Source organism: Schaalia hyovaginalis, assembly GCF_014208035.1.
In the GTDB taxonomy this organism is placed as follows: Bacteria; Actinomycetota; Actinomycetes; order Actinomycetales; family Actinomycetaceae; genus Pauljensenia; species Pauljensenia hyovaginalis.
This window is the reverse complement of sequence record NZ_JACHMK010000001.1, coordinates 1,102,847-1,126,265: the sequence shown is the minus strand read 5'-3', so window position 1 is coordinate 1,126,265 and position 23,419 is coordinate 1,102,847. Positions and strand designations below refer to the sequence as shown.

Annotated in this window: 19 protein-coding genes; 4 read left to right on the top strand and 15 right to left on the bottom strand. The window is 68.8% G+C overall.

Going from position 1 to position 23,419, the window contains the following annotated elements:
- Positions 1 to 253 precede the first annotated feature (253 nt).
- From HD592_RS04840 to rbfA, 5 genes are all read right to left on the bottom strand, one after another.
- Complete coding sequence (locus HD592_RS04840) at positions 254 to 2,608, bottom strand: polyribonucleotide nucleotidyltransferase (RefSeq protein ID WP_184452327.1); 2,355 nt, start codon at positions 2,606 to 2,608, stop codon at positions 254 to 256.
- 252 nt (positions 2,609 to 2,860) lie between these two features.
- The gene (rpsO, locus tag HD592_RS04835) at positions 2,861 to 3,130 is read right to left on the bottom strand and encodes a 30S ribosomal protein S15 (RefSeq protein ID WP_184452326.1); all 270 of its coding nucleotides are present in this window, start codon (positions 3,128 to 3,130) and stop codon (positions 2,861 to 2,863) included.
- A gap of 193 nt (positions 3,131 to 3,323) precedes the next feature.
- The gene (locus HD592_RS04830; protein ID WP_184452325.1) at positions 3,324 to 4,313 is read right to left on the bottom strand and encodes a bifunctional riboflavin kinase/FAD synthetase; all 990 of its coding nucleotides are present in this window, start codon (positions 4,311 to 4,313) and stop codon (positions 3,324 to 3,326) included.
- A complete protein-coding gene (gene truB / locus HD592_RS04825) occupies positions 4,310 to 5,443 on the bottom strand; it encodes a tRNA pseudouridine(55) synthase TruB (protein WP_184452324.1) in 1,134 nt (377 codons plus the stop codon). Before truB ends, HD592_RS04830 begins: the two co-directional genes overlap by 4 nt.
- Before the next feature lie 2 nt (positions 5,444 to 5,445).
- Complete coding sequence (gene rbfA, locus HD592_RS04820; RefSeq protein ID WP_184452323.1) at positions 5,446 to 5,976, bottom strand: 30S ribosome-binding factor RbfA; 531 nt, start codon at positions 5,974 to 5,976, stop codon at positions 5,446 to 5,448.
- Positions 5,977 to 6,414: 438 nt separating this feature from the next.
- Here rbfA and HD592_RS04815 point away from each other — a divergent pair, with 438 nt between their 5' ends.
- Positions 6,415 to 7,443, top strand: coding sequence for a hypothetical protein (locus tag HD592_RS04815; RefSeq protein WP_184452322.1), 1,029 nt, complete (start codon positions 6,415 to 6,417; stop codon positions 7,441 to 7,443).
- 763 nt (positions 7,444 to 8,206) lie between these two features.
- Here the strand turns inward: HD592_RS04815 and infB are convergent.
- The 4 genes from infB to HD592_RS04795 all read right to left on the bottom strand — a co-directional run bounded on the left by infB (position 8,207) and on the right by HD592_RS04795 (position 13,058).
- Complete coding sequence (infB, locus tag HD592_RS04810; RefSeq protein WP_184452321.1) at positions 8,207 to 11,080, bottom strand: translation initiation factor IF-2; 2,874 nt, start codon at positions 11,078 to 11,080, stop codon at positions 8,207 to 8,209.
- Between the two features lie 107 nt (positions 11,081 to 11,187).
- A complete protein-coding gene (locus tag HD592_RS04805; RefSeq protein ID WP_184452320.1) occupies positions 11,188 to 11,475 on the bottom strand; it encodes a YlxR family protein in 288 nt (95 codons plus the stop codon).
- Between the two features lie 45 nt (positions 11,476 to 11,520).
- Complete coding sequence (gene nusA / locus HD592_RS04800; protein WP_184452319.1) at positions 11,521 to 12,582, bottom strand: transcription termination factor NusA; 1,062 nt, start codon at positions 12,580 to 12,582, stop codon at positions 11,521 to 11,523.
- A gap of 5 nt (positions 12,583 to 12,587) precedes the next feature.
- Positions 12,588 to 13,058: a ribosome maturation factor RimP gene (locus tag HD592_RS04795; protein WP_277298467.1), complete on the bottom strand. Its 471-nt coding sequence runs from the start codon at positions 13,056 to 13,058 to the stop codon at positions 12,588 to 12,590.
- Positions 13,059 to 13,132: 74 nt separating this feature from the next.
- Here HD592_RS04795 and HD592_RS04790 point away from each other — a divergent pair, with 74 nt between their 5' ends.
- Together HD592_RS04790 and HD592_RS04785 are read left to right on the top strand one after the other, a co-directional pair.
- A complete protein-coding gene (locus tag HD592_RS04790; RefSeq protein WP_184452317.1) occupies positions 13,133 to 14,272 on the top strand; it encodes a hypothetical protein in 1,140 nt (379 codons plus the stop codon).
- Positions 14,273 to 14,397: 125 nt separating this feature from the next.
- Positions 14,398 to 14,889: a hypothetical protein gene (locus tag HD592_RS04785; RefSeq protein ID WP_184452316.1), complete on the top strand. Its 492-nt coding sequence runs from the start codon at positions 14,398 to 14,400 to the stop codon at positions 14,887 to 14,889.
- 144 nt (positions 14,890 to 15,033) lie between these two features.
- Here the strand turns inward: HD592_RS04785 and HD592_RS04780 are convergent, their stop codons facing one another.
- The 3 genes from HD592_RS04780 to HD592_RS04770 all read right to left on the bottom strand — a co-directional run bounded on the left by HD592_RS04780 (position 15,034) and on the right by HD592_RS04770 (position 19,023).
- Positions 15,034 to 15,516, bottom strand: coding sequence for an S-ribosylhomocysteine lyase (locus tag HD592_RS04780; RefSeq protein ID WP_184452315.1), 483 nt, complete (start codon positions 15,514 to 15,516; stop codon positions 15,034 to 15,036).
- Positions 15,517 to 15,635: 119 nt separating this feature from the next.
- Entirely contained in the window at positions 15,636 to 17,597 is a 1,962-nt protein-coding gene (gene dnaG / locus HD592_RS04775) for a DNA primase (protein WP_184452314.1), read from the bottom strand.
- 154 nt (positions 17,598 to 17,751) lie between these two features.
- The gene (locus HD592_RS04770; RefSeq protein WP_184454451.1) at positions 17,752 to 19,023 is read right to left on the bottom strand and encodes a deoxyguanosinetriphosphate triphosphohydrolase; all 1,272 of its coding nucleotides are present in this window, start codon (positions 19,021 to 19,023) and stop codon (positions 17,752 to 17,754) included.
- Positions 19,024 to 19,139: 116 nt separating this feature from the next.
- Here HD592_RS04770 and HD592_RS04765 point away from each other — a divergent pair, with 116 nt between their 5' ends.
- Positions 19,140 to 20,291, top strand: coding sequence for a hypothetical protein (locus HD592_RS04765; RefSeq protein ID WP_184452313.1), 1,152 nt, complete (start codon positions 19,140 to 19,142; stop codon positions 20,289 to 20,291).
- A gap of 159 nt (positions 20,292 to 20,450) precedes the next feature.
- On the opposite strand, the gene HD592_RS04760 is transcribed toward HD592_RS04765, so the two are convergent.
- The 3 genes from HD592_RS04760 to HD592_RS04750 are packed head-to-tail and all read right to left on the bottom strand — an operon-like array spanning position 20,451 to position 23,265.
- On the bottom strand, positions 20,451 to 21,530 hold the full coding sequence (locus HD592_RS04760) for a hypothetical protein (protein ID WP_221437814.1): 1,080 nt from the start codon (positions 21,528 to 21,530) through the stop codon (positions 20,451 to 20,453).
- A 47-nt stretch (positions 21,531 to 21,577) separates the two neighbouring features.
- The gene (locus HD592_RS04755) at positions 21,578 to 22,240 is read right to left on the bottom strand and encodes an ABC transporter ATP-binding protein (RefSeq protein ID WP_184452311.1); all 663 of its coding nucleotides are present in this window, start codon (positions 22,238 to 22,240) and stop codon (positions 21,578 to 21,580) included.
- A complete protein-coding gene (locus tag HD592_RS04750; RefSeq protein WP_184452310.1) occupies positions 22,231 to 23,265 on the bottom strand; it encodes a peptidoglycan-binding domain-containing protein in 1,035 nt (344 codons plus the stop codon). The genes HD592_RS04755 and HD592_RS04750 overlap by 10 nt, the downstream gene beginning before the upstream one ends.
- Between the last annotated feature and the right edge of the window lie 154 nt (positions 23,266 to 23,419).

The following is a 23,419-nucleotide window of genomic DNA, read 5'->3' as shown; positions in this document are numbered from 1 at the left end:
TCTCACGGTCCTCCCTCCTTCCCTGAGCCGGTCATCGACCCCATACTCAACACCGCAGATCCCGAGAGGTCCATCGACGAATGTCGATGGACCTCGTCCCGTGTCGTATGTCGTGTATCGCGTGTCGAAAAGTCGTCGATGGCTGAGCACGAGGTCCGCCGAGCGCAAAACCAAACGCCGGGGGCCGGCGGGATCTCCGCCGGCCCCCAGGGTCGTTCATCGCTCGGGGCGCGCCCCGCAGCGGAGGGGAGGATCACTCCTCCGAGGCCTCCTCAGAGCCCTCGCCCTCGTCCTCGCGCTTGCGGCGCGTACGGGTGCGCGGGCGGCGCTCACGGCGCTCGGAACGCTCGCGGCGCTCCGCCCGCTCGGACTTCTCCTCGCCGGCGGCCTCGGCCTCGGCGGCGGCAGCGGCCTCATCGAGGACCGCGTGCAGGCTCAGCTTGCCGCGATCGCCGATCTCAGCGATCTCGACCTCGACCTGCTGGCCGACCTGAAGAACGTCCTCGACCGACTCCACGCGCTTGCCGCCGACCAGGCGGCGCACCTGCGAGATGTGGAGCAGGCCGTCCTTGCCCGGCGTGAGGGAGACGAAGGCGCCGAAGGAGGTCGTCTTCACGACCGTCCCGATGAAGCGCTCGCCGACCTCGGGCATCTGCGGGTTCGCGATCTGGTTGACCATCTGGCGCGCGGCCTCGGCGGACTCGCCGGAGGTCGACGCGATGTAGACGGTGCCGTCATCCTCGATCGTGACGTCCGCGCCCGTGTCCTCCTGGATCTGGTTGATCATCTTGCCCTTCGGGCCGATGACCTCGCCGATCTTGTCCACCGGGACCTGGACGGTGATGATGCGAGGAGCATTCGGGCTCATCTCATCGGGGCCGTCGATCGCCATGTTGATGAGGTTGAGGATCTCCAGGCGCGCATCGCGCGCCTGGGCGAGGGCACCGCGCAGAACCTGCGAGTCGATGCCGTCGAGCTTCGTGTCGAGCTGAAGGGCCGTGATGAAGTCCTTCGTGCCCGCGACCTTGAAGTCCATGTCGCCGAAACCGTCCTCGGCGCCGAGGATGTCGGTGAGGGTCACGGCCTTCTTCACGCCGTCGACCTCGCCGGTCATGAGGCCCATCGCGATGCCCGCGACGGGGGCGCGCAGCGGCACGCCCGCCTGGAGGAGCGACAGGGTCGACGCGCACACCGAGCCCATCGAGGACGAGCCGTTCGAACCCATCGTCTCCGAGACCTGGCGGATCGCGTAGGGGAACTCCTCACGCGAGGGCAGGACCGGGATGAGGGCGCGCTCGGCGAGATCGCCGTGGCCGATCTCGCGGCGCTTCGGGGCGCCCACACGGCCGGTCTCACCGGTCGAGAAGGGCGCGAAGTTGTACTGGTGCATGTAGCGCTTGGCGGTCACCGGCGAAAGGTTGTCGAGCTGCTGCTCCATGCGGAGCATCGCCAGGGTCGTCACGCCGAGGATCTGGGTCTCGCCGCGCTGGAAGAGCGCCGAACCGTGAACGCGCGGCAGGACCTCGACCTCGGCCGACAGCGAACGGATCTGACGCGGGGTGCGGCCGTCCATGCGGATCTCCTCGCGGAGCGTGCGCTGACGGATCGTGTACTTCTCGAGCGAGCGGAAGGCGGCCTTGAGCTCCTTCTCCTGCTCGGGGTGCGACTCGGCCAGAGCGGCGAGCATCTCGGCCTTCACGGCGTCGACGGCCTCGTCGCGGGCGAGCTTGCCCTCGGTGAGCAGCGCCTTCGCGAGCTTGTCGCCCACCCAGGACTCCACGGCCGCGTACTGCTCATCGGTGTAGTCGATGAAGAGCGGGAACTCGGCGGTCTCCTTCGAGGCCGACTTCGCGACCTCGATCTGCGCCTCGCACAGGACCTTGATGAAGGGCTTGGCGGCCTCGAGGCCGTCGGCCACGACGTCCTCGGTCGGGGCGGTCGCGCCGGCCTGGATGAGATCCCACTGGTTCTTGCCGCCGCCGGCCTCGACCATCATGATCGCGACGTCCTCGGAGCCGTCCTCGGCCGTCACGATGCGGCCGGCGACGACGATGTTGAAGACCGAGCGCTCGAGCTCGGACCAGCGCGGGAAGGCGACCCACTGGCCGTCGATGAGGGCGAGACGGGTGCCGCCGATCGGACCGGTGAAGGGAAGACCCGCGATCTGGGTCGACATGGAGGCGGCGTTGATCGCCAGGACGTCGTAAGCGTCATCGGGGTGGACGGTCAAGACCGTCTCGACGACCTGGACCTCATTGCGCAGGCCCTTGACGAAGCCGGGGCGCAGCGGGCGGTCGATGAGGCGCGCGGCGAGGATCGCCTCGGTGCCGGCGCGGCCCTCGCGGCGGAAGAAGGAGCCGGGGATGCGGCCCGCGGCGTAGGCGCGCTCCTCGACGTCGACGGTGAGCGGGAAGAAGTCGAACTGGTCCTTCGGGTTCTTGCCGACGGTGGTGGCCGAGAGGACCGTGGTCTCGTCATCCAGGTAGGCGAGGGCGGAGCCCGCGGCCTGCTTGGCGAGACGGCCGGTCTCGAAGCGCACGGTGCGCTTCCCGAAACGGCCGTTGTCGATAATCGCCTCTGCGGCGATGATGTCAGAGCCTTCCATCATGGTGGCTTTTCTCCTTTTCGAAGGGGGAAGGGACTTCGCGCCTCGCTTCGGCCTTCGATCGAAGTCCACGGCGTCGATCCCACCGATCCCAGGATCGGGGAGGTCCGTGAACCACTGTCGAAAACCGGCGGCTCGTGCGCGATCGATGAACGGGATTCGGCGGTACTTCTCCATGCGCCGGGCGCGCCGTTCACAGCGCCCCGCGCATAGTGTTCCGGCCCGGTCCCCGATGGGGGATCGGGCCGGACGGGCTCAGCGGCGCAGGCCGAGACGCTCGATGAGCGAGCGGTAGCGCTCGATATCGATCGAGGCCAGGTAGCCGAGGAGACGGCGACGACGACCGACGAGCAGCAGGAGGCCGCGACGCGAGTGGTGGTCGTGCGTGTGGTACTTGAAGTGCTCGGTCAGATCCTTGATGCGCTGGGTGAGCAGCGCGATCTGCACCTCGGGGGAACCGGTGTCGCCCTCGTGGGTCGCATACTCGGCGATGATCTGGTCCTTGACGTCCTTGCTCAGCGGCACGGGCTTCTCCTTCAGTCACTCGTTGCACGGAGCGCCGGGGCTTGTCCCCGCCGCTTGGAATCCGCGGCCGTTCTGACGGCCTTTCAAGGCTAGCACGGGCCCGGCGCCCGGTTTTGGCGCAGGTGACGCCCTTCACGGCCCAGAGCCTGTGCGATCCGACACTCGCGCGGGCGCACCGCCCTCGTCCCCCCGCTCAACGAGCGGTCACCGTAGCGGGATCCACGCGCGTCGCCACCGCGATCCCCAGGACGTAGGCCGTCTGCCTCAGATCGTCATCCATTCGCCGGAGCAGATCCTCAACGGAGTCGAAGGACATCATCGGGCGGATCCGCGCGACGAAGGTCACCGCGATCCTCTCCCCGTACAGGTTGAGATCCGAACGGCCCAGCACGTGCGCCTCGACCGTCCGCTCCACGCCCTCGAACTGCGGGTTCGTGCCCACCGAGATCGCCGCGGGGAGGAACTCCGCCGACTGGGTGCCCGGCACTGCCCGCACCAGCCACCCGGCGTACACGCCGTCACCGGGAACGACGCCCTCAATGCCGCCGCCCAGATTCGCCGTCGGGAAACCCAGCTCGCGCCCCCGTTTGAACCCGTGCTCGACCGTGCCGCGGATGCGATGCAGGTGCCCGAGCACCCGCGCGGCTCCCGCGACGTCACCGACCTCGAGCAGTTCGCGCACCCAGGAGGACGACCAGCGCCGGCCCTCCGGCGCCTCGATGTCCGTCACCATCGTCACGTCGAAACCGTAGCGGCGCCCCAGTTCGCGCAGGGTGTCGACCGTGCCCGAGTTCCCCCGTCCGAAACAGAAGTCCTGGCCGACGACGACTTCGATCGCGCCGAGGCGGTCCACGAGGAACTCCTCGACGAACTCCTCCGCCTCCAGGGAGTACACCGAGGCGTCGTAATGGACGACCAGGGTGCCGTCGAGGCCCGAGGCAGCCATCGCATCGAGCCTGTCGCGCAGGGGCGAGATGAGCTCGAGCCCCAGCTCGGGCCGGTGCACCTGGGTCGGATGCGGATCGAAGGTCACGGCCACGGCCTCGGCCCCGCGGCGGGCGGCGCGCTCCACGCAGGAGGCGACCACCCGGCGGTGCCCGTTGTGCATCCCGTCGAAATTGCCGATCGTCACCACCGAACGCTGGTCGCCCGGCACCTGTGCGAGCTCGTACCAGATCTTCATTGCGCCGCTCCTTGGAAGACGGTCAGTGTGGCGAAGCGCCCCTTGCGCGCCTCGAGCAGGCCGAGGACCTCTCCCGCCGCGTTGAAGGCGCCGATGATCCGCTCGTCGCGATGCCCGGCGATCGCGTTCGCGTCTCCTATGGGCCGCGATGGCGCCTGGCCGTGGGCGAAACGTCCCGCTTCCTCCTCATCGAGGACGAGGGCGGGGAAGAGCATCCGAACCGCATCGGCCAGAGGGATGAGTCCCGGAGCGGGCTCGGGGTCGTGCTGCGCGCCGCAGGGCGAGGGCTCTGCGCACGGGGCGGATGGGCGCGGTGCCCGAGCCCCGCCCTCGGGAATGGCCGTTTCATGGCCGGGAACGGCTGCTTCGGCGTCCGGAAGGGCTGCTTCAGCGCCGCCTCTCGCCTCCTCGTCGAGCGCGCGCCCGGCTTCCGCTTCGAGGTCCGAGAGCGGCCTCGCATCCTCGAGGGAGAAGACGCCGACGCGCGTGCGCCTCAGGGCCGTCAAATGCGCGCCGCACCCCAAAGCCTCGCCGAGGTCGCGCGCAAGCGCACGCACATACGTTCCCGAGGAGCACTCCACCTCGACATCGACATCGACCACCCCGATCGGCCCATCGGGGCCGTCGAGCACCGCGCCTCGCAGAGGCGAGACCCGTTCGAAACGGCGGATCGTCACCCTGTTCGCCGGCAGCTCGACCTCCACGCCCTCGCGGACCAGCGCGTAAGCCCTCTTCCCCGCGATCCTCTTCGCCGACACGGCCGAAGGGACCTGATCGATCGCGCCCCTCAGCTCCCCCATCGCCGACTCGAGCGCGCCCTCGTCAATGGACCCGCACCCGCGCGCCTCGACCAGCTCGCCCTGCGCATCATCGCTCAGAGTCGTCGCGCCGAAGCGGATCGTCGCCGTGTACGACTTCTCATGGCCCGTGATCCACGTCAGCAGACGGGTCGCCTTCCCGACTCCCAGGATGAGAACACCGGTCGCCATCGGATCGAGCGTGCCCGCATGACCCACCTTGCGGGTATGCGCCATCCTCCGCATACGTGAAACGACATCGTGGCTCGTCAGACCCGAAGGCTTGTCAACGACGACGATCCCGGGAACCGAGCGATCGGGGCGCTTCGCCATCGTCAGCGATCGCTGTCCTCGTGCGCGTCCGTCTCTTCGTCGTCCTCATCGGCCGTGTCGGCCTCATCCTCGTCTTCGTCTTCGTCTTCGTCTTCGGCGGCGTCCTCGGCATCATCGTCCTCGTGACGATAGGGGTCCTCGTCGCCGGCGTACCTCGCGCCTTCGGCAAGCTTGGCGATCTCCTCATCGCGAGCCTTCGCCACCGCGAGGGCGCCTTCGATCGCCGCGGCCGATTCCGGCAGCGCGTCGAGGAGGAACTCGATCGAAGGGGTCAGGCGAATGCCCAGCGCCTTGCCGATCTCGGAGCGGATGATGCCCTTCGCTGATTCGAAGGCGCGGGCCGTGGCTTTGCGATCCTCCTCATCCCCGAGCACGGTGTAGAAGATCGAGGCGTGCTGAAGATCGCCCGTCACACGCACATCGGTGATCGTGACGAAACCCAGGCGCGGGTCCTTGATCCGTCGGCCGAGCATACTGGCGACGGTCTGCTGGATCCTGTCTTGAACCTTGCGTCGACGCGATTCGTCCGCCATGTCTCCTCCTGGATAGCTGTGGCACCGGGCTCGAAGTTCCGAACCCCCATGGTACGGGCCCGCGCAGAAGTATTCATATTGCCTTTCCCGAGGGCAGGGCCTTGCTCGGGCCATCGGCCGGACCGGCGCTGGCAACAACTCGGACCCTCCCCCGGCCCGCCCGCCCTCACCTTGGCAACAAGTCGAACCCCACCCCAACCCACCCGGCCCCGCACTGGCAACAACTCGGACATTGACATGCATTTCTTCGGGTATTTCCCCAAATCCCCTTCAGTTCGTCCGACTTGTCACCACCTCCAAAATCCGGAAAGCCCGACTTGTCGCCAGACCCCGTCGGCAAAGGATCCGACTTGTCACCACCGCCTGGACGCCGGAACTTATCCACAGACGAGCGCACTCCCCTATCCCGCTTCTGTCATCCAGTCGCATCCTCGATGCATGGAAGCTCTCCCCGTCCGCGAGGTGCTTGAACATCTCCACATCACCGGTCGGTCACGGGAACGCCGAGACCGCATTCGCATCCCCTGCATTCGCATCGCTCGCGGCGCATATCTTGAAGGCCCTTATCTGGAATCCCTCGACTCCAGATGGAAGAAGCGCCGCGCCGTTGAAATCGCACGGATCTTCGCCGTTGCTCGTATGCGGCCATCGGCAATCGCCATCGGTCGCAGCGCGCTGCTCATTCACGGTCTTGACCTTCCCGAGCCTCTCGAGGCGGAGCTCCGCGGGAGCATCGCATTCGCTCGCTCATCCACATCCTCACGGGCGCCTCTCGAACTGCCCGCGGTCATCCTGGACACCGAAGTCATCGCCCTGAAGAACGAAGTGCGATTCACGGATGTCGCCCACACTCGAGTACGGGCGGCGCGCAAACACGGTATGCGCGTGCAGAGCATCGCGCACGCGACCTTCTCCGCAGCATTCCTGCACCCGCCGCGAATGGCATTCATCCTCGTCTGCCTCGGATACCGCGCACTGCTCGATCTTCGCCCCGGAGAACGGCCCCTACCAGAATCGACGCGATCCCTCAGAGCATCCGCGCTCGCCGCGCTCGCGCCTCTGCCCACTCGGTCCGCACGCGGCAAGCAGGCGAGAAGGATCCTCGCAACAGCAGACGCCGGCTGCGAATCGATCGGAGAGGCATGGCTTCTGTGGCTCCTCGTTGAAGCGGGAGTACGCGGGATCGAAACCCAAGTCCACGTCGAGGTTCGCGGGACGCATGCCTTCATCGACATCGCGATCCCCGCGCTCGGACTCGCAATCGAATTCGACGGACGAGGAAAATACGGCTCGACCATGGAGGAGGTCCACCGATCCGCAGAAGCTGAAAGGCGCCGGGAACGGCTCCTCGTCCAAGCCGGGTGGACAGTGATTCGCGTGCGCTGGTCAGACCTCCGTCACCCGGATGACGTGGTCGAGCAGATCTTGGACATCATTTCCGCACGCCGCAGGATCGCCCGAAGGTGACGGGTCGCGATAGAAACGGACTACCACTTCCACGAGTCTCGAAGCGATGAGGACTCCGTTACGCTCGTCCTCCCCGCCCGACCCGCGTCGGCAACAAGTCGGACACCTCCCCCGGCCCGCCCGACCCGCGTCGGCAACAAGTCGGACACCTCCCCCGGCTTGCCCATCCCCGCACTGGCAACAACTCGAACCTCGCTGCTCCCCTGTCCGACCCGCACTGGCAACAAGTCGAACGTTGGCATGCATTTCTTCGGGTATTTCCCCAAATCCCCTTCAGTTCGTCCGACTTGTCACCACCTCCAAAATCCAGAAAGTCCGACTTGTCGCCAGACCCCGCCGGAAGAGGATCCGACTTGTCGCCGGGCGATGACAACAGCACAGGCAAACTCGAGGGCGCGACGAGCCTGCCCGAAATGGCGAGTCGAAGGGGCTGAGCCAGACCGTAAACAGACGAGTCGGCACCCAAACGACACCCCGCCGCACCCAAATGACAGCCCCCGCCGCCCGAACAGACACCCCCGCACTCAAGGGGGGCGGAGCCCGGGGTGTCCTACAGCATCTCTGCCGAGCCACGCCCCGGCCCCAAACGGGCGGAGCCCGCTTCGCGGTCCATGATCCGGTGCAGTTCTCCGACGCCCCACCCCCGAACGGCCGGAGCCCGGTTCGCGGTCCATGATCCGGTGCAGTTCTCCGACGCCCCGCCCCCGAACGGGCGGAGCCCGGAGCACATCGTGCTCCGGGCTCCGCCGACCGATCAACGGGTTCAGTCGCGAGGCTTCTCGCGCATCTCCCAGGTCTCGATGATGTCGCCTTCGGTGATGTCCTTGAAGCCGAGGGTGATACCGCACTCGAAGCCCTCGCGGACCTCGGTGACATCGTCCTTCTCGCGGCGCAGGGACTGGATCTCGAGGTTCTCCGCGACCACGACGCCGTCGCGGACCAGGCGGGCCTTCGTTCCGCGCTTGATCGTGCCCGAACGGACGATCGAACCGGCGATGTTGCCGAACTTTCCGGAGCGGAAGACCTGGCGGATCTCGGCGGTACCGAGCGAGACCTCCTCGTAGATCGGCTTGAGCATGCCCTTGAGGGCCGCTTCAATATCGTCGATCGCCGAGTAGATGACGTTGTAGTACTTGATCTCGACGCCTTCGGCGTCGGCGAGTTCCGCGACCCGCTCGGCCGGGCGGACGTTGAAGCCGATGATGACCGCGTTGTCCACCGTGGCGAGGTTGACGTCGTTCTGCGTGATCGCGCCGACGCCGCGGTGGATGATGCGGAGCTGGACCTCATCGCCGACATCGATGCCGAGGAGCGAGTCCTCGAGTGCCTCGACGGCGCCGGAGACGTCGCCCTTGATGATGAGGTTGAGGGTGTCGACCTCGCCCTCCTTGAGGACCTTGTCGAAGTCCTCGAGGGAGACGCGCTTGCGGCGCTTGGCGAGCATGGCCTGACGTTCGGCGGCTTCACGCTTGTCGGCGATCTGGCGTGCCGTACGGTCATCGGCGGCGACGAGGAAGGAGTCGCCCGCACGCGGGACCGAGGTGAGGCCGAGGACCGCGACCGGGGTCGAAGGACCGGCCTCGGACATGTCGTTGCCGGAATCGTCGAACATGGCGCGGACACGGCCGTGAGCGGATCCCACGACGATCGCATCGCCAATGCGGAGGGTGCCGCGCTCGACGAGCATGGTGGCGACCGCGCCGCGTCCCTTGTCCAGCTTGGCTTCGATCGCCACGCCGCGGGCCGCGCTGTTCGGGTTCGCCTCGAGAGTGAGGGCGGCGTCCGCCGTGAGGAGGACCGCCTCGAGGAGCTCGTGGATGCCCTGACGCTGCTTCGCGGAGATGTCGACGAACATGACGTCGCCGCCGTACTCCTCGGCGACCAGACCGTACTCGGTGAGCTGGCCCCGGATCTTGTCGGGGTTCGCGCCCTCCTTGTCGATCTTGTTGACGGCAACCACGATCGGGACGTTGGCGGCCTGCGCGTGGTTGATCGCCTCAACGGTCTGCGGCATCACGCCGTCATCGGCCGCGACCACGAGGATCGCGATGTCGGTGACCTGCGCGCCGCGGGCGCGCATGGCGGTGAAGGCCTCGTGACCCGGCGTGTCGATGAAGGTGATCGGACGGGGCTGCCCCTCGTGCTCAACGACGACCTGGTAGGCGCCGATGTGCTGGGTGATGCCGCCGTGCTCGGTGTCGACCACGTCCGTGTGACGGATCGCGTCGAGGAGCTTCGTCTTGCCGTGGTCGACGTGGCCCATGACCGTGACGACCGGGGGACGCGCCTCCATGTTCTCGGCGTCGTCGAGTTCCTCGGCTTCGAGGTCGATGTCGAAGGACTCGAGGAGTTCACGATCCTCATCCTCGGGGGAGACGACCTTGACGTCGTAGCCGAGCTCGGCGCCGAGGGCCTCGAAGGTGTCCTGGTCGAGCGACTGGGTCGCGGTCGCCATCTCACCGAGGTGGAAGAGAACGGTGACGAGCGCCGCGGGATTGACGTCGATCTTCTCGGCGAAGTCCGCGAGGGACGCGCCCTGCCGGATCCTGATGGTCTGCCCGTTGCCGCGCGGAATCGACACGCCGCCGATGATCGGAGCGTTCTGCTGCTCGTACTCTTGGCGCTTCGCGCGCTTCGACTTGCGTCCGCGCTGGTTGCGACCGCCGCCGCGGCCGAAAGCGCCCGGTGTGGAACCGCGTCCGCCGCGACCTCCGCCGCGCGCGGGACCGAAGCCGCCTCCGGCGGGTGCTCCTGCACCTGCGCCGGCTCCCGCACCGGCTCCGGGGCGAGCGCCGCCGCGTCCGCCGCGACCTGCGCCGCGCGCGGGACGATCAGAAGGCCCCGATGCCGCATTGCGCGCGAAATTCGCCTGACCGGGCATCATGCCCGGGTTCGGGCGGGGCCCGCCGGCGCCGCCGGGGCGAGCCCCCGGACGCGGAGCGCCCGGACGAGGCGCACCCGAGCGCGCGGGGCGCTCTGCGCCGCCCTGACCGGGGCGAGGAGCACCCGGACGGGGGCCGGGGCGCGGTCCGCCGCTGCCTCCCGGACGGGGTCCGCCCGAGCCGCCGGGGCGGGGCATGCCCTGGCTGGATGCGTAAGGGTTGTTGCCCGGACGCGGGCCCGCGGGACGCGGACCGGGACGGGGACCGCCGGGGCGAGGGGCGCCCGGACGGGGCGCCGGGGCGTCCTGGGACTGGGCCTGGGTGCGCTGGGCGCCGGGCTTGGGGGCCGCGGGGCGAGGGGCGCCGGGCTTGGGGGCCGAGGGCGCGGGGGCATCGGCGCCATCCGAGAACGCCGGTGCCGAGCTCTGCGCGGCCTTCGCCGCTACGCCTTCGACGGAGGGCTGCTCCGCAGACGCGACGGTCGCCGCTTTCGCCGGGCGCGCCGCGCCCGGCTTGGGGGCGCCCGGCTTCGAGGCCGGGGCCGCCGCCTTGGGGGCCGTTTCCTTCGCAGCGGTCTCAGGCGCTGCGGCCTGGGCATTCGCTCCGTAGTGCTCGCGCACCGACCGGACGACCGGCGGTTCGAGCGCCGAGGACGACGCCTTCACGAACTCGCCGTTGTCCTTGAGGTAGGCGAGAAGTTCCTTGCTGGTGATTCCGAGCTCCTTCGCGAGCTCGTGGACACGCAACTTTGCCACTGTTCTCCTGTTCGGAAGCGCCTCCGAACGGAGACGCGTTACTGGTATTGCTGGCAGCTCATCGCTGGGTACTCATCGGGTGCCCATCGGCTTCCAACCCGCTTTCACTACTCGTTGTCGGGCGTCGATGACGCCCTGGACTTGACGACCTTCTCGAGCGCATCCCACAGGTCTTCCGGAGGGTCCTCCTGGAGGCGGAGCGCACGGCGCAGAGCCCGCGTTCGACGGGCTCGGTCGACGCACCGCGGATCCGGGTGGATCCACGCGCCCCGACCGGGTCGCACTGCTTCGGGATCGAGTGTCATGATCCCGTGTGACGCCGCGATTCGAATGAGGTCCGAACGCGACGAGCGCTTCGCGCATCCCACGCAGGTGCGCACAGGATCCGCTCCCATCGAGGCGGAAACTGTATTCAGCGCGGAATGCGTCACGTGCCCAGCTTAGTCGAGCGCCTCGTCATCTCCGGGATCGGAGTATGAGCGACTGGTCACGTCATCGGCCATCGAGGTGCGGGAGACGAGGCCCTCCTCGCCTTCTTCGGTGTCCGAATGGATGTCGATGTGGAAATCGGTGAGGCGCGCGGCGAGGCGCGCGTTCTGCCCCTCTTTGCCGATCGCGAGCGAGAGGTGGAAGTCGGGGACGATCGCCGTCGCGGTCTTGTTCTCCACGGAGTGGACGACGACGCGGGAGACCCGGGCCGGCGAGAGGGCGTTGGCGACGAAGCGCCCGGGATCCGCGGACCAGTCGACGATGTCGATCTTCTCACCGCCGAGCTCGGTCATGACGGCGCGGACGCGCGCGCCCATCGGCCCGATGCAGGCGCCCTTGGCGTTGATCCCCTCGCGGGTCGCGGCGACCGCGATCTTCGTGCGGTGGCCGGATTCGCGGGCGATGGCCTTAATCTTGACGAGGCCCTGCTGGATCTCCGGCACTTCGCGTTCGAAGAGTCCGGCGACGAGGCCGGGATGGGTCCTCGACAGGGTGATGCGGGCGCCCTTCTCGGTGCGCTCGACGTTGACGACGAAGGCGCGGATGCGGTCCCCGTGCCGGTAGGCCTCTCCGGGGACCTTCTCGGAATCCGGGAGGACGGCTTCGAAGTCGTCGCCGACCTTGACGATCGTGACCCGCCCGTCGCGCGACTGATCGACGATGCCCGTGACGACGCGCCCCTTCTGGTTGGCGAAGTCGCCGAGGACCTTCTGGTCGTCGGCGTCGCGCAGACGCTGCATGATGATGGAGCGCGCCGTGGCCTGGGCGATGCGGCCGAAGTTCTTGGGCGTGTCGTCGAACTCGCCGATCGGGTTCCCGTCCTCGTCCTCGTCGGTCGCCATGACGGTGACGCGACCGGTCTTCTTATCGATTTCGATGCGGGCCCGGGAGATCGCTCCGGGGATGTTGTGATAGGCCTTGAGCAGCGCTTCTTCGATCGCATCGACGAGCCGGTCGAGGGACACGCCCTTCTCCTGCTCGACCATGCGCAACGCCGTCATATCGATTTCCATGCGTCTCATTCCTCCGAACCGAATTCGACGCGGGCCCGCGCCTTCTTCATCTGTGCGAATTCGATCCTAGTCGCTGTGCCGTCGACGTCGAACTGGGCGCCCTCATCGTCGGCGAACATCACTTTTCCGGTGATGACGGATCCGTCGCGGAGTTTGACGCGCGCGGGCCTTCCGATCTGCTTGCGCCAGTGCCTGGGCTCGGTGAGTTCGCGCTCGGCGCCGGGGGTGGACACTTCGAGGAAGTACTCCGTTTCGATGGGATCGGCTTCGTCGACGATGGGCGAAACGGCGCGGGATACGTCTCCGAGCAGGTCGGAGTCGACGGATTCACCGGGAGCGGGCGCTTCGACGGTCACTCGGACGATCTTCATCCCGGATTCGTTGAGGGACACGACCGCATCGAGTTCGAGCCCGAATCCTTCGACGACGGGGCGAAGACGTTCTTCGAGCGCGTCGAGGCGCTGCGCGTGAGACACGATGTTCCTCCTGAGTTCCCGACACGGCACGGCGAACCCATCGTACCCGGCTCGGCGCATGGGATGATGCCCGGGTGTCGAATGCTCTTCCCTCGCCCTCCGCTCCAGTGCGCCGTGAAGGCCCGGTGGGACTGCGCCCTTCGCGCCCGATCCTTCCGGCTCTGGTTCTGACCGCCGCCCTCGCCCTGTCGTCGTGCACGCTCGGACCTGTGCGCATCGGCGCCGATGACACCGCCCTTCCCGCTTTGACGGCCATTGAGGCGATTCGCGATCAGGCGGCGCGGACGGAGGCGGCCGCGGCGACGAGGGCGGGGTCCCTCGCATCGGATACGGGCGAGTGCGAGTCCTGCCATGCGGTCTTGACCGCCGTCGAGGCCGATTCGAGACAACGCGAGACCGCGATCGGCGGAGTGTGGGACCCGTGGGCGGGGCGGCCTCCCGAAGGCGCGCAGGACGTCCCCGCGATCGCGGATGCGCCGGTCGAGGTGCCGGAGTTCACCTCGTGGCTCGCGCAGACGGCCAGGCGCGATCTGGCGATCGCTTCGGATCCGGCGCGCACGGCCCCCGAGGAGGCTCGTCTTCTCGCCGCCCTCGCCCTCGGCCGTTATCGTTCCGCGCTCGCCTTGGCGGAGGTTTACGGACTGGGGATCGAGGCCGGCGACGGACGCGTCGAGGACCTCAATGACCGGTTGCGCGCCATCACGGGGACGGATTCCCTGTCGCTCTTGGGCACCTGGGGCTTGGATTCGAAGGCCCTGGAGGAGTCGACGACGCTTCCCCCGTCGGAGCTCGAAGGGGCCCGGGAGGCCCTCGGCGGCTCCGAGGAGCTCCGCAAGGCGGTCGCCGCGTGGGATTGCGCGGCTCAGACCCTTCCTCGAGCGGCGCTCATCGACGGGTCGGCACCGGGGCCGACGCCTCGGATGAATGCGCTTTTCACCCGGGTCGATGCTCTGATCTCGGCGGGAGCCCCCGATGGACGGGCGCTGCGCTGCGAGCTCGAGGCGCGCGATGCGGATTCCTTGTCGATGACGCTCATCGCGGCGGATCTGTCGCTCTTGTCGAGTGATGAAGCGGCGGTCCGCCTCGTGGGCGCGCATGCGGCTCTCGAGGATCTTCGGGCGTTCCCGGTGGGCGCCGGGGCCTCTTCGCCGGCCCTGATCGGCGCCGAGGCGCTCCTTTCCGAATCGGCGCAGTCCGCAGCGGCCGGCGAGTAGGCGCCACTCGCGATCGGGGGCTGCGACGCCCGGTCCTTCCCGCCCTTGCGGCCCTCTGGTCGTTCTTCCGCACCCTTGCGCTCCCCGCCCGGCCCTTGTCGCCGGGGACTCGTAGAATCGGCGCCATGCCGAATGCCTCATCGTTGCCCGAGTCCGTGCGCGCCGCGCTGCCCGATTCAGACCGCAGGGCCCCAGTTGAGGCCCTCGAGTCCGGCGGCTGGGCGATCGTCGGCCGTCACGCGCTCATCGTCGCCGACGAGTCGGGGCCCGTCGATTCGGGCATGTGGTACGAGATCGCCCGGGCCTCGTGGTCCGGGCGGGATCGGGCCCTGGTCGTGGAGTGGATGGATCCGGCCCGCCCGCAGCTGAGGGTCGTCACCGAGTCGACGGATCCCAGGGCGTTCATGCGCCGGGTGTCGGATCGTGTGGATCATTCGATCGTGCGCCATCTGTCGATGCGCGTGTCGAATGGAACGCGCGTGACGGCCTGGATCCGCCGGCGCGAGGACGATCGGCTCTTCTCCGTCCTCACCGCCTTCGGCCCCTTGGATGAGCCGAGCCGCCGGGAGGCGGAGAGTTTCGAGCGCGCGATGCGCGAAGGGGTCGGCCTCGAGTAGCCCCGGTATTGCACCCCCGGTTCGGGCCCCGTCCCGGACTCGGGCCTTCCGGATGGATTCAAATCCTCGGCCCGGATCCCGGGCTCGGTCTTCTCGGCTTCGATCCGACCGCCGGGCCCGCGCCGTGGGGCGGCAGGAACCGGGTCAGGCCTCTTCCAGGGGCCTGCGCGCGAAGGGATCGGTCGAGAAGCCCTGGGCGAGGATCTTCTCGCACCATTCCTTGGCGCTGAAGAGGGAGTGGTCCCGGTAGTTCCCGCAGGAGACGATGTCGACGCCGGGAACGTCCTCCCAGGTCACGTCCTCGGCGATCGCGCGCAGCGAGGAGACGAGGGCGCGGGCGACCTCTTCGATGCCCGGGGTGCCCCACATGATGAGGTGGAATCCGGTGCGGCAGCCGAAGGGCGAGCAGTCGATGACGCCGCCGATCCGGTCGCGCAGCAAGGACGCGAGGAGGTGCTCGATCGTGTGGAGTCCGCCTGTGGGGATCTCGCCCTCGTTCGGTTGGACGAAGCGCAGGTCGAAGTTGGAGATGCGGTCCCCATTGGGGCCGGTTTCGACGCTGATGAGGCGGACGTAGGGCGCGAGAACGGCCGTGTGGTCCAGCGTGAAGCTCTCGACTTCTGCCATGGTGTCTCCTTCAGGTGCGCCCTTTCGCCCGGTGACGAGGGCGGAGGCGCCGGTCGGTCGGTCGGGGAATGCCGCGCGTGCGCATTCGTGGGTACCGTAGCCGAGCGGGGCGGGGACTGTCAGTCGCGTTCCGCGAAGGACTGTCTGCGCTGTTCGAGGATCATGAGCTCTCGGAAGGCCTCGGCGTAGGCGGGGTCGGTTTCGTCGAGGCGCTGCAACCGCGAACGCGCCTCCCCCATCTTGCGCGTGAGGTCCATCCGGACGAGGGCGCCGACGACGCCGCGGCAGTAGGCGCGCATCTCATCCTCGCGGTCCTGCGGGAGGGGCGCGACGGCGAGTTCGGCGACGGCTGCGCTGACGATCTGGCCCGCTTCTTCGCGCACGAGTTCGGCGAAGCGGCGGGTGGCGGCGTCTTTCGCCCGCTCCCCCTGGCCGAAGTGGGTTTCAGCGGAGCGCAGCAGCGCGGCGAAGGCGTCGAGCCCGCCGGTGGCTCGGACGGCGTCGTGGACGGCGCGATGCGTCGGGACGGAGAAGGAGGAACCGTCGAGCTCATCGAAGCCGGAACCGATGAGGTAGATCGGATGCTGGAGGACCGCTTCGAGGACTTGGCGTTCGAGCTTCGCGATCGGGTCTTCCGGGCCGCGCCTGGGCGCGGGGGCGGGAATGCCAGCCCCCGCCATGTCGTCGTTCTCGCCGTATCGGGGTTCGGGCGCGGGCCGCCCGGAGCGGCGGACCGAATCGGAGACCGAAGGCATGTCCATGCCGAGCCATCCGGCGAGCGAACGCGTGTACTCCATGCGCAGCGCCCGGTCCTTGATGGAGGCGACGATCGGGGCCGATGCGGCCAGGGCGGAGACCCGGCCTTCGGCGGTGCGCAGGTCGACTTGGCGGAGAACGGATTTGATGACGAATTCGAAGAGGGGGGCGCGGGAGGCGACGAGGTCGAGGACCGCCTGGTTGCCCCGGGCCATGCGCACTTCGCAGGGGTCCATGCCTTCGGGGTCGACGGCGACGAAGGTCTGCGAGGCGAAGTTCTGGTCCTCGTGGAATGCGCGGAGGGCCGCTTTCTGGCCCGCGGCGTCGCCGTCGAAGGTGAAGATCACTTCGGATCCGCGAGGACGGCCGTTCGACAGGAGGACGCCGGCGGCGGGGTCGGCGCTGTCCCCGAGCAGTCGGCGGACGATCTTGACGTGCTCGGACCCGAAGGCCGTGCCGCAGGTCGCGACCGCGCAGGCTTCACCGGCGACGTGCGCGGCCATGACGTCCGTGTAGCCCTCGACGATGACGACGCGGCGCTGCTGGGAGATCGCCTTCTTCGCGAGGTCGAGCCCGTACAGGAGCTGCGATTTCTTGTAGATGGGGGTCTCCGGGGTGTTGAGGTATTTCGGGGACTCCTTGTCCGCGTCGTCCAGGCGCCTGGCGCCGAATCCGACGGTCGCGCCCGTGATGTCGCGGATGGGCCACATGAGGCGACCGCGGAATCGGTCGTAGAGGCCGCGGTTCCCGCGCGTGGCGAGGCCCGCGATCTCGATCTCCTGGTCGGTGAATCCTTTCGAGCGCAGGTGACGCAGCAGCGAGTCCCAGGTGTCGGGCGAGTATCCGACGCCGAAGTGGGCGCACATCGCCTGATCGAAGCCCCGGCCGGCGAGGAATGCGCGGCCCGCATGGGCTTCCGGGGTGTTCAAGCAGGAGATGTAGTACTCCTCGGCGACGCGGTGGGCGTCGAGGAGGCGCTGGCGCCTGCCCGGTTCCTCGGTGCGGACCTGACGCCCTCCTTCCTCGTAGTGCAGGGTGATCCCGGTGCGCTGGGCGAGGAATTCGACGGCCTCGGCGAAGGACAGGTGGTTGATCTTCTGGACGAAGGAGATGACGTCCCCGCCCTCGCCGCAGCCGAAGCAGTGCCACATGCCGAGGTGGGGGCGGACGTGGAAGCTGGGGGTCCGTTCGTCGTGGAAGGGGCACAGGCCCTTCATCGAGCCCACGCCTGCGGACCGCAGGGCGACGTGTTCGCCGACGATCTCCTCGATCTTCGCGGCTTCGCGCACTGCGGCGATGTCCTCTTTACGGATGAGCCCTGGCACGAGGCGATTCTACCGGGGCCCGCCACCGCCTGCCGCCCCCGCCGAAAGCATCACCTTTCGCCGCTGAAAGCATCACCTTCCCCCGCCGAAAGCATCACCTTTCGCCATCGAGGGGATCCGGCCCCGCCAGCGGCCCCCACACGCCAGCGACGCCCTACAGCTGCGTCGACAGCATCCCGCACCAGCGCGCATGCCACTTCGACGCCGAGGCGTCGGTGAGCGAGGCGACCTGGTCGATGACGGCGCGCAGACGCCCGCCCTCGCCCTCGGCACTGCGCCAGGCGGCGGCGAACATCGGTTCGAGCGCGGCGGGACCGGCCTCCATGAGGGCGTCGACGAGGTCGGCGAGGAGCGTGCGCTGCTGGTAGTAGACGGGTTCGGACTCGCGCGGGCTCATGACGAAATGGACGGCGAGCCCCTTGAGGACTTGGATCTCGGCGCGCGTCGAGGGCGGGACGACGAGGTCGGCGCGGTAGCGCCCCAGCGCCCCCGGCCCGAATTCGACGCGCGTCGCGGAGACGGCGGCCGCGCAGAATCGGCCGATGAGTTCGCTCGTGAGGTCCTTCAGGGCCGCGAGGGCGGCGTAGGTGCCGTCGAATTCACGCACCCAGGCGTCGAGGCCGAGGAGGCGTTCGATCGCGCTCTCCAGGTCGGCGCGGGCGACTCCCGGCCCGTACCAGGCGATCGTCGAATCGATGACCTCGGAGAGGAGAGCGTCGTCGGCGAGCGATCCGACCGGGCACTTCCCGGTGGCGACCGCGTCCTCGACGTCGTGGACCGAGTAGGCGATGTCGTCGGAGAGGTCCATGATCTGCGCTTCGAGGCAGCGCCGACCCGCGGGCGCGCCCTCGCGCATCCACGCGAAGACGCCCAGATCGTCGCCGTAGACGCTGTACTTGCGCGAGGACTTCACCGGATCGGGGCCCTCCCCCTTCGCCCAGGGGTACTTGCAGATCGCATCGAGGGTCGCGCGGGTGAGGTTGAGGCCCGCGGCCTCGCCGCCTTCTCCGACGACCTTCGGTTCGAGCCTCGTGACCAGTCTGAGCGTCTGGGCGTTGCCCTCGAATCCCCCGCAGTCGGCGGCGAGATCGTCGAGGACGCGTTCGCCGTTGTGCCCGAAGGGAGGGTGGCCGAGGTCGTGGCTCAGGCAGGCGGCGTCGACGACGTCGGGGTTGGCTCCGAGCTCTTTGCCGAGTTCGCGCCCGACTTGGGCGACTTCGAGGGAGTGGGTGAGGCGGGTGCGGACGAAGTCGTTGGAGGCGGGCCCCAGGACCTGGGTCTTCTCGCCCAGGCGGCGAAGGCCCGAGGAGTGGAGGATGCGCGCCCGGTCGCGTTCGAAGGCCGTGCGCATCGCGGATTTCGCGGACTCCGCGACTCTGCGCGATTGGTCGGCTTCGGAGTAGACGGGCACGAGTCCGGTTTCGATGAGGGGGCGCTTGGGTGAGCTCACGGTGCCAGCCTATCCTCCGGGCGCGCAGCACACCGGAGGCGAAGCTGTGACACGATGGACCCGTGGTGGAACAGCGAGGTGTGGAAGAGTCCGTGCGCACGTCCCTCGTGCATCGTGCGACGCGGGGTCCGGCTCCCTGGTGGCATTCGAGCACGATCTTCGTACCGCCGCAGATCATGTCCGAGCGCAGCATGAACGAGGTCGAGGACTCCTGCCGGCTGGCGGTCTCCATCGGTTTCGACGCGGCGCTCCTGTCGCCTGCGGTTTCGCTGTTCACGACGACGACCGATGCTCTGCGCGCCCTCGTCGATCGGGGGCACGCGGCAGGCGCGCGGGTCATCCTCCGCCTCCCCGATCGGGTGTTCGAGGGGCTCGGCGATCCGGAGCTGGATTTCGATGCGCGTCGGGCCGCCGTGCTGGTCCTCGTGCGGGGGGCCGTTGAGGCGGGCGCCGATGGCGTGGATCTTCATGCCCGTGCGGATGGCTTGCACGGTTCAGCCGAGACGGTCCGGACCGCCCGCGGGCGTTTCAGCGAGCTCGTCCGCTTGGTGGAGGCCGAGGCGGAGGCCGCAGGAGAGGCTCCTCTGATCGTGACGGCCGCGATCGAGGGGGCGGATGCGGGCGAATTGCGTTCGCACTTGGAGGAGGAGTGGTTCCACCACCTGCGCTGGGATGCCCTGCGCGACGTCGCATTCGAGTCGGCGGCGCTTGAGGAGGCGCTCGTCGATTCTTTGGATGCCCACGACCGCCTGGGTGCGGTCACCGCGTGGGCGGTGCCCCTCCCCTGTGCTGCGGATGCCGAGGGCGCTGCCCGGTTCCTTCATGCGGTGTCGCTTCCCGGTGCTTTGCGCGCGCACGGCCTGTTCCCGATCGCCGAGGGCGGGGCGGGCGCCTCACAGGCGCAGGGGGATTCAGCGCCGGAGTCGGCCGCTTGCCCCGAGTTGACGATCATGGGGCGCGCTCTTGAGATCCGGGCGTCTGCGAAGCTCGCGACTGGTTCGCTCGGCATCGTCGAGGGCCTGCCGTGGAGCCGCGAGGGCGTGTCCGTGCATTTGAACGGCCCGGTCATGGTGGTTCTCAATTCTTGCGCCGAGCCGGTCGCGGTCCCGCGGACGGCCGCACTGCTCGTGAGTTCGGCGCCCGCCGAGACGACGGATGATGGACGGACGCTGGTTCCGCCGTGCGCCTGCGCATGGTTCGAGGCGCCGCGGGTCCGCCCGGTCGCCGCGCAGTTCTGGGACTGAATCGCGGTATCCGCGCGATCGCATGACGCCATTGCGCATTCCGCCGAGCGGAATTCATGCCTCGTTCCGAAGATCGTCGAGCCCGTCGCGGGGGGGGCGGAACCGGCCTGGCGCTCGACGATTTGAATGCGCGCCTTCCGCTTCATCGCCCGTCCTCCGCTACCGCGTCTTGAAGTAGTCGAAGAGCTTCTTCTCCCGGAGCGCCAGAGCGACGAGGAGGGCGCCCAGGAGCAGGCCTGATGCGCCGACGAGGCCGAGCAGGCCGGCGTGCGCCCACAGGGCCGGTCGGTCAGCCTCGGGAACGCGGAGGATCATCCCCGTCAGGACGGGGACGCTCAGGATCGCGGCGAAGAGGGCGATGACGGCCGTATGGAGTTCCACCTTGGCGACGAGGTCCGTTCTGGACACCCCGGCGTGCAGGTCGGAGGCCAGTTCGAGGCGGCGCCTGCGCACCGAGAGCGCACCGATGCCGAGCCCGAGCGCGAAGAGGATCCACGCGATCGGGGCGGTGATCCTCCCGGCGTAGCGCCCGGGCCCGTCGAAGGCGGCGCCGAGGGAGGCGTTCACCGAGTAGGTGTCGACCTGCTGGTGCTCGTCGCCGGGGATGACGGCGAGCCGCATGAGAGAGTCGACGGCGGGGTTGAGCGGCCAGAGCCTCACCCAGCAGGCGTCGAAGCGCCCCCGGGCGGGCACGGGCACGAGCGCCGAGTACGCGTAGCCGGTGCGGCGCCCGTCGTTCTCATCCCAGGCGTACACCCCCTTCACCGGTGTCGACGCTCCGGATTTCAGGGCGGCCTCGTCGTCGGCGGCGATACCGAGGGCGCTCGCGACCTGCTCGGCGAGGATGATGCCGGAAGCCGCCGGGTCGTGGGAGGTCATGTCGAAGACGCCCTCGATGCCACCGGTGTACTCCCAGGTCTGCAGGGATGCGGAGGGTATGGCGGCGGGGCTCAGCGCCTCTGGCGCCTTTCGGATCGCGATCGCCCCCTTCACTCCGTCGAGCTCGGCGAGCGCCCGGCATGTCGCCCCGTCGATCGCCTGGTTCGATTCGACGACGCGAACGGAGGCGAGGGAGGCTTGGTAGTCCGCTGCGGCCCTGGCTTCTCGGGCGATGACCTGCACGTCGAGGCTGATCCCTCCGCCGAGGAGGAGGGCGGCGAGGATCGTCCATATGCCGATCCAGGCGGTGCCGCTCGTCATGTCCCGCCAGGTTTCGCGCGCGAGCGCCCCGATGCTCATGCGGGCCCGTCGCCCGCTCCGGGCGCGCACTCGGGCGCTTCGGGGCCTCATCGCTCGGCCTCGTCTTCGGGGGTGTAGGCGGCGAGGTCGATGACGCGAGTGCAGCGGTCGCGCACGTGGGGGTCGTGGGTGGCGATGAGGACGACGAGCCCGCGGTCGTGAAGGGCGGTGAGCGTGTCCGCGACGTGGGCGGCGGTGCGCTGGTCGAGCTGTGCGGTCGGCTCATCGACGAGGAGGACGTCCGCTTCGGTGGCGAGTGCGCGCGCGAGGAGCATGCGTTGCGCTTCACCGCCGGACAGCGTTTTGAAGGGGCGGTCTGCGACGCGGTCGAGATGGAAGTCGGCGAGGAGGCGCCGGGCCCGCTCGTCCGCGTCCGAGGGCGCGGCTCCGCGCGCGAGGAGGGGCAGGGCGACGTGATCGAGGACGCTCCGGCCGGGTACGCCGTGGGGGTTCTGGAAGACCCAGGCGATCCGCGCTCCGCCGGGTCGGGCGCCGGTCCCGCCCTCGTCCCCCGCTGGCGCGGTGAGGTCGATGCTCCCCTCGGCGGGGGCCGCCCATCCGGCGATCATCGACAGGAGGGTCGACTTGCCCGAGCCGGAGGGGCCGACGAGGGCGACCACTTCTCCTTCTCCGATCGTCTCCGTGAGGCCGCGGAAGAGCCAGGGCCCGTCGCCGAAGCGGTGGCCGAGGGTGCGCAGGCTCACCGGCATGTGAGCCCCTCGGTGTGGAGGTCGACCGCGGTGAGGGGATCGTCGGAGGTGATGTAGGACTGTCCGAGCTGCGAGCCGATGATCTGCACCCTGTGGATGTCACCGTTCTGGGCGATGCAGGCGTCGGCGCCGACGATTCCGAACAGGGACGAGGGCGGGACGACGAGTGCGCTGATCGGGGTGGCGAGCGACCAGGGGACGGTGAAGACGCCTTCGCCGTCCCCGAGGGCCGTGGAGAAGGCTCTGTACTGGTCGGAGTCCTTGATCGCCTTCAGGGTCGCGGGGTCGGTGATGACGCCGTCTGCGGGCACGGGGAGCGCGCCCGTGGACAGGGTGAGGACGCGGTCCCCTGCGATCGCCTCTTCGGGGAGGGTGAGGACGCCGCGCTCGGAGGAGTCGGTGACGGAGAGCATGGGTTCGGCCGGATCGAGGGATTGTCCGAGGGCGATGTCGAGGGAGGCGACGGTGACCGAGGGGGCCGGGATCCAGACGACGCTCTCGCTCGGAATCTCGGCGGGTACGCCGCCGGTGCCGTCCTCGATGCCGAGGAGGTCGGCGAGCGCCCATTGGGTGTTCCAGTCGACGGTTCCGGTGACGGAGAGGGTGTAGCCGAGGCGGGCAAGTTCTTCTTGCAGGGCGGTGACGTCGTCGCCCTTCAGTCCGTTCGTGAGGGGCCGGTACAGGGGGGTTGAGGTGGCGAGGGCGATGAGGGGGCGTCCATCGATGCGCGCGATCTCGTGCCCGGATTCGAGGGGGCCTGCGAGGTTGACGGCGAGGGCGGTGACTTTCCCTTGGATCGGGGCGGAGATGCTCGTCGTCTCGCCCGTGATGAAGGAGAGGGGGATCGTCCGCGCATCATCGATGACGCGGGTTTCGACGGGGGCGGAGTCGAGTGCGGGAGGGGCGTCGAGTGAGGCGGGGACGGGCGGGGCGAGGACGAGGGCGCCGAGGGCCCCGCCCCCTGCGGCGCACAGGAGACAGGCGAAGGCGCCGATCGCGAGGGGGCGCAGCGGGATCGTCGTCATCGTCTTCTCCTTCACCACCCGTGGACGCCTCATCGCTTCCACAGGACCCACGTTAGATGGATGGAGGAGCCTCGCACACGGCTTTCGGCATTGACATTCGTCAACACTCCTCGTTGGTCATCATGAACTCCGGAATTCATCTTACACCTGCCCA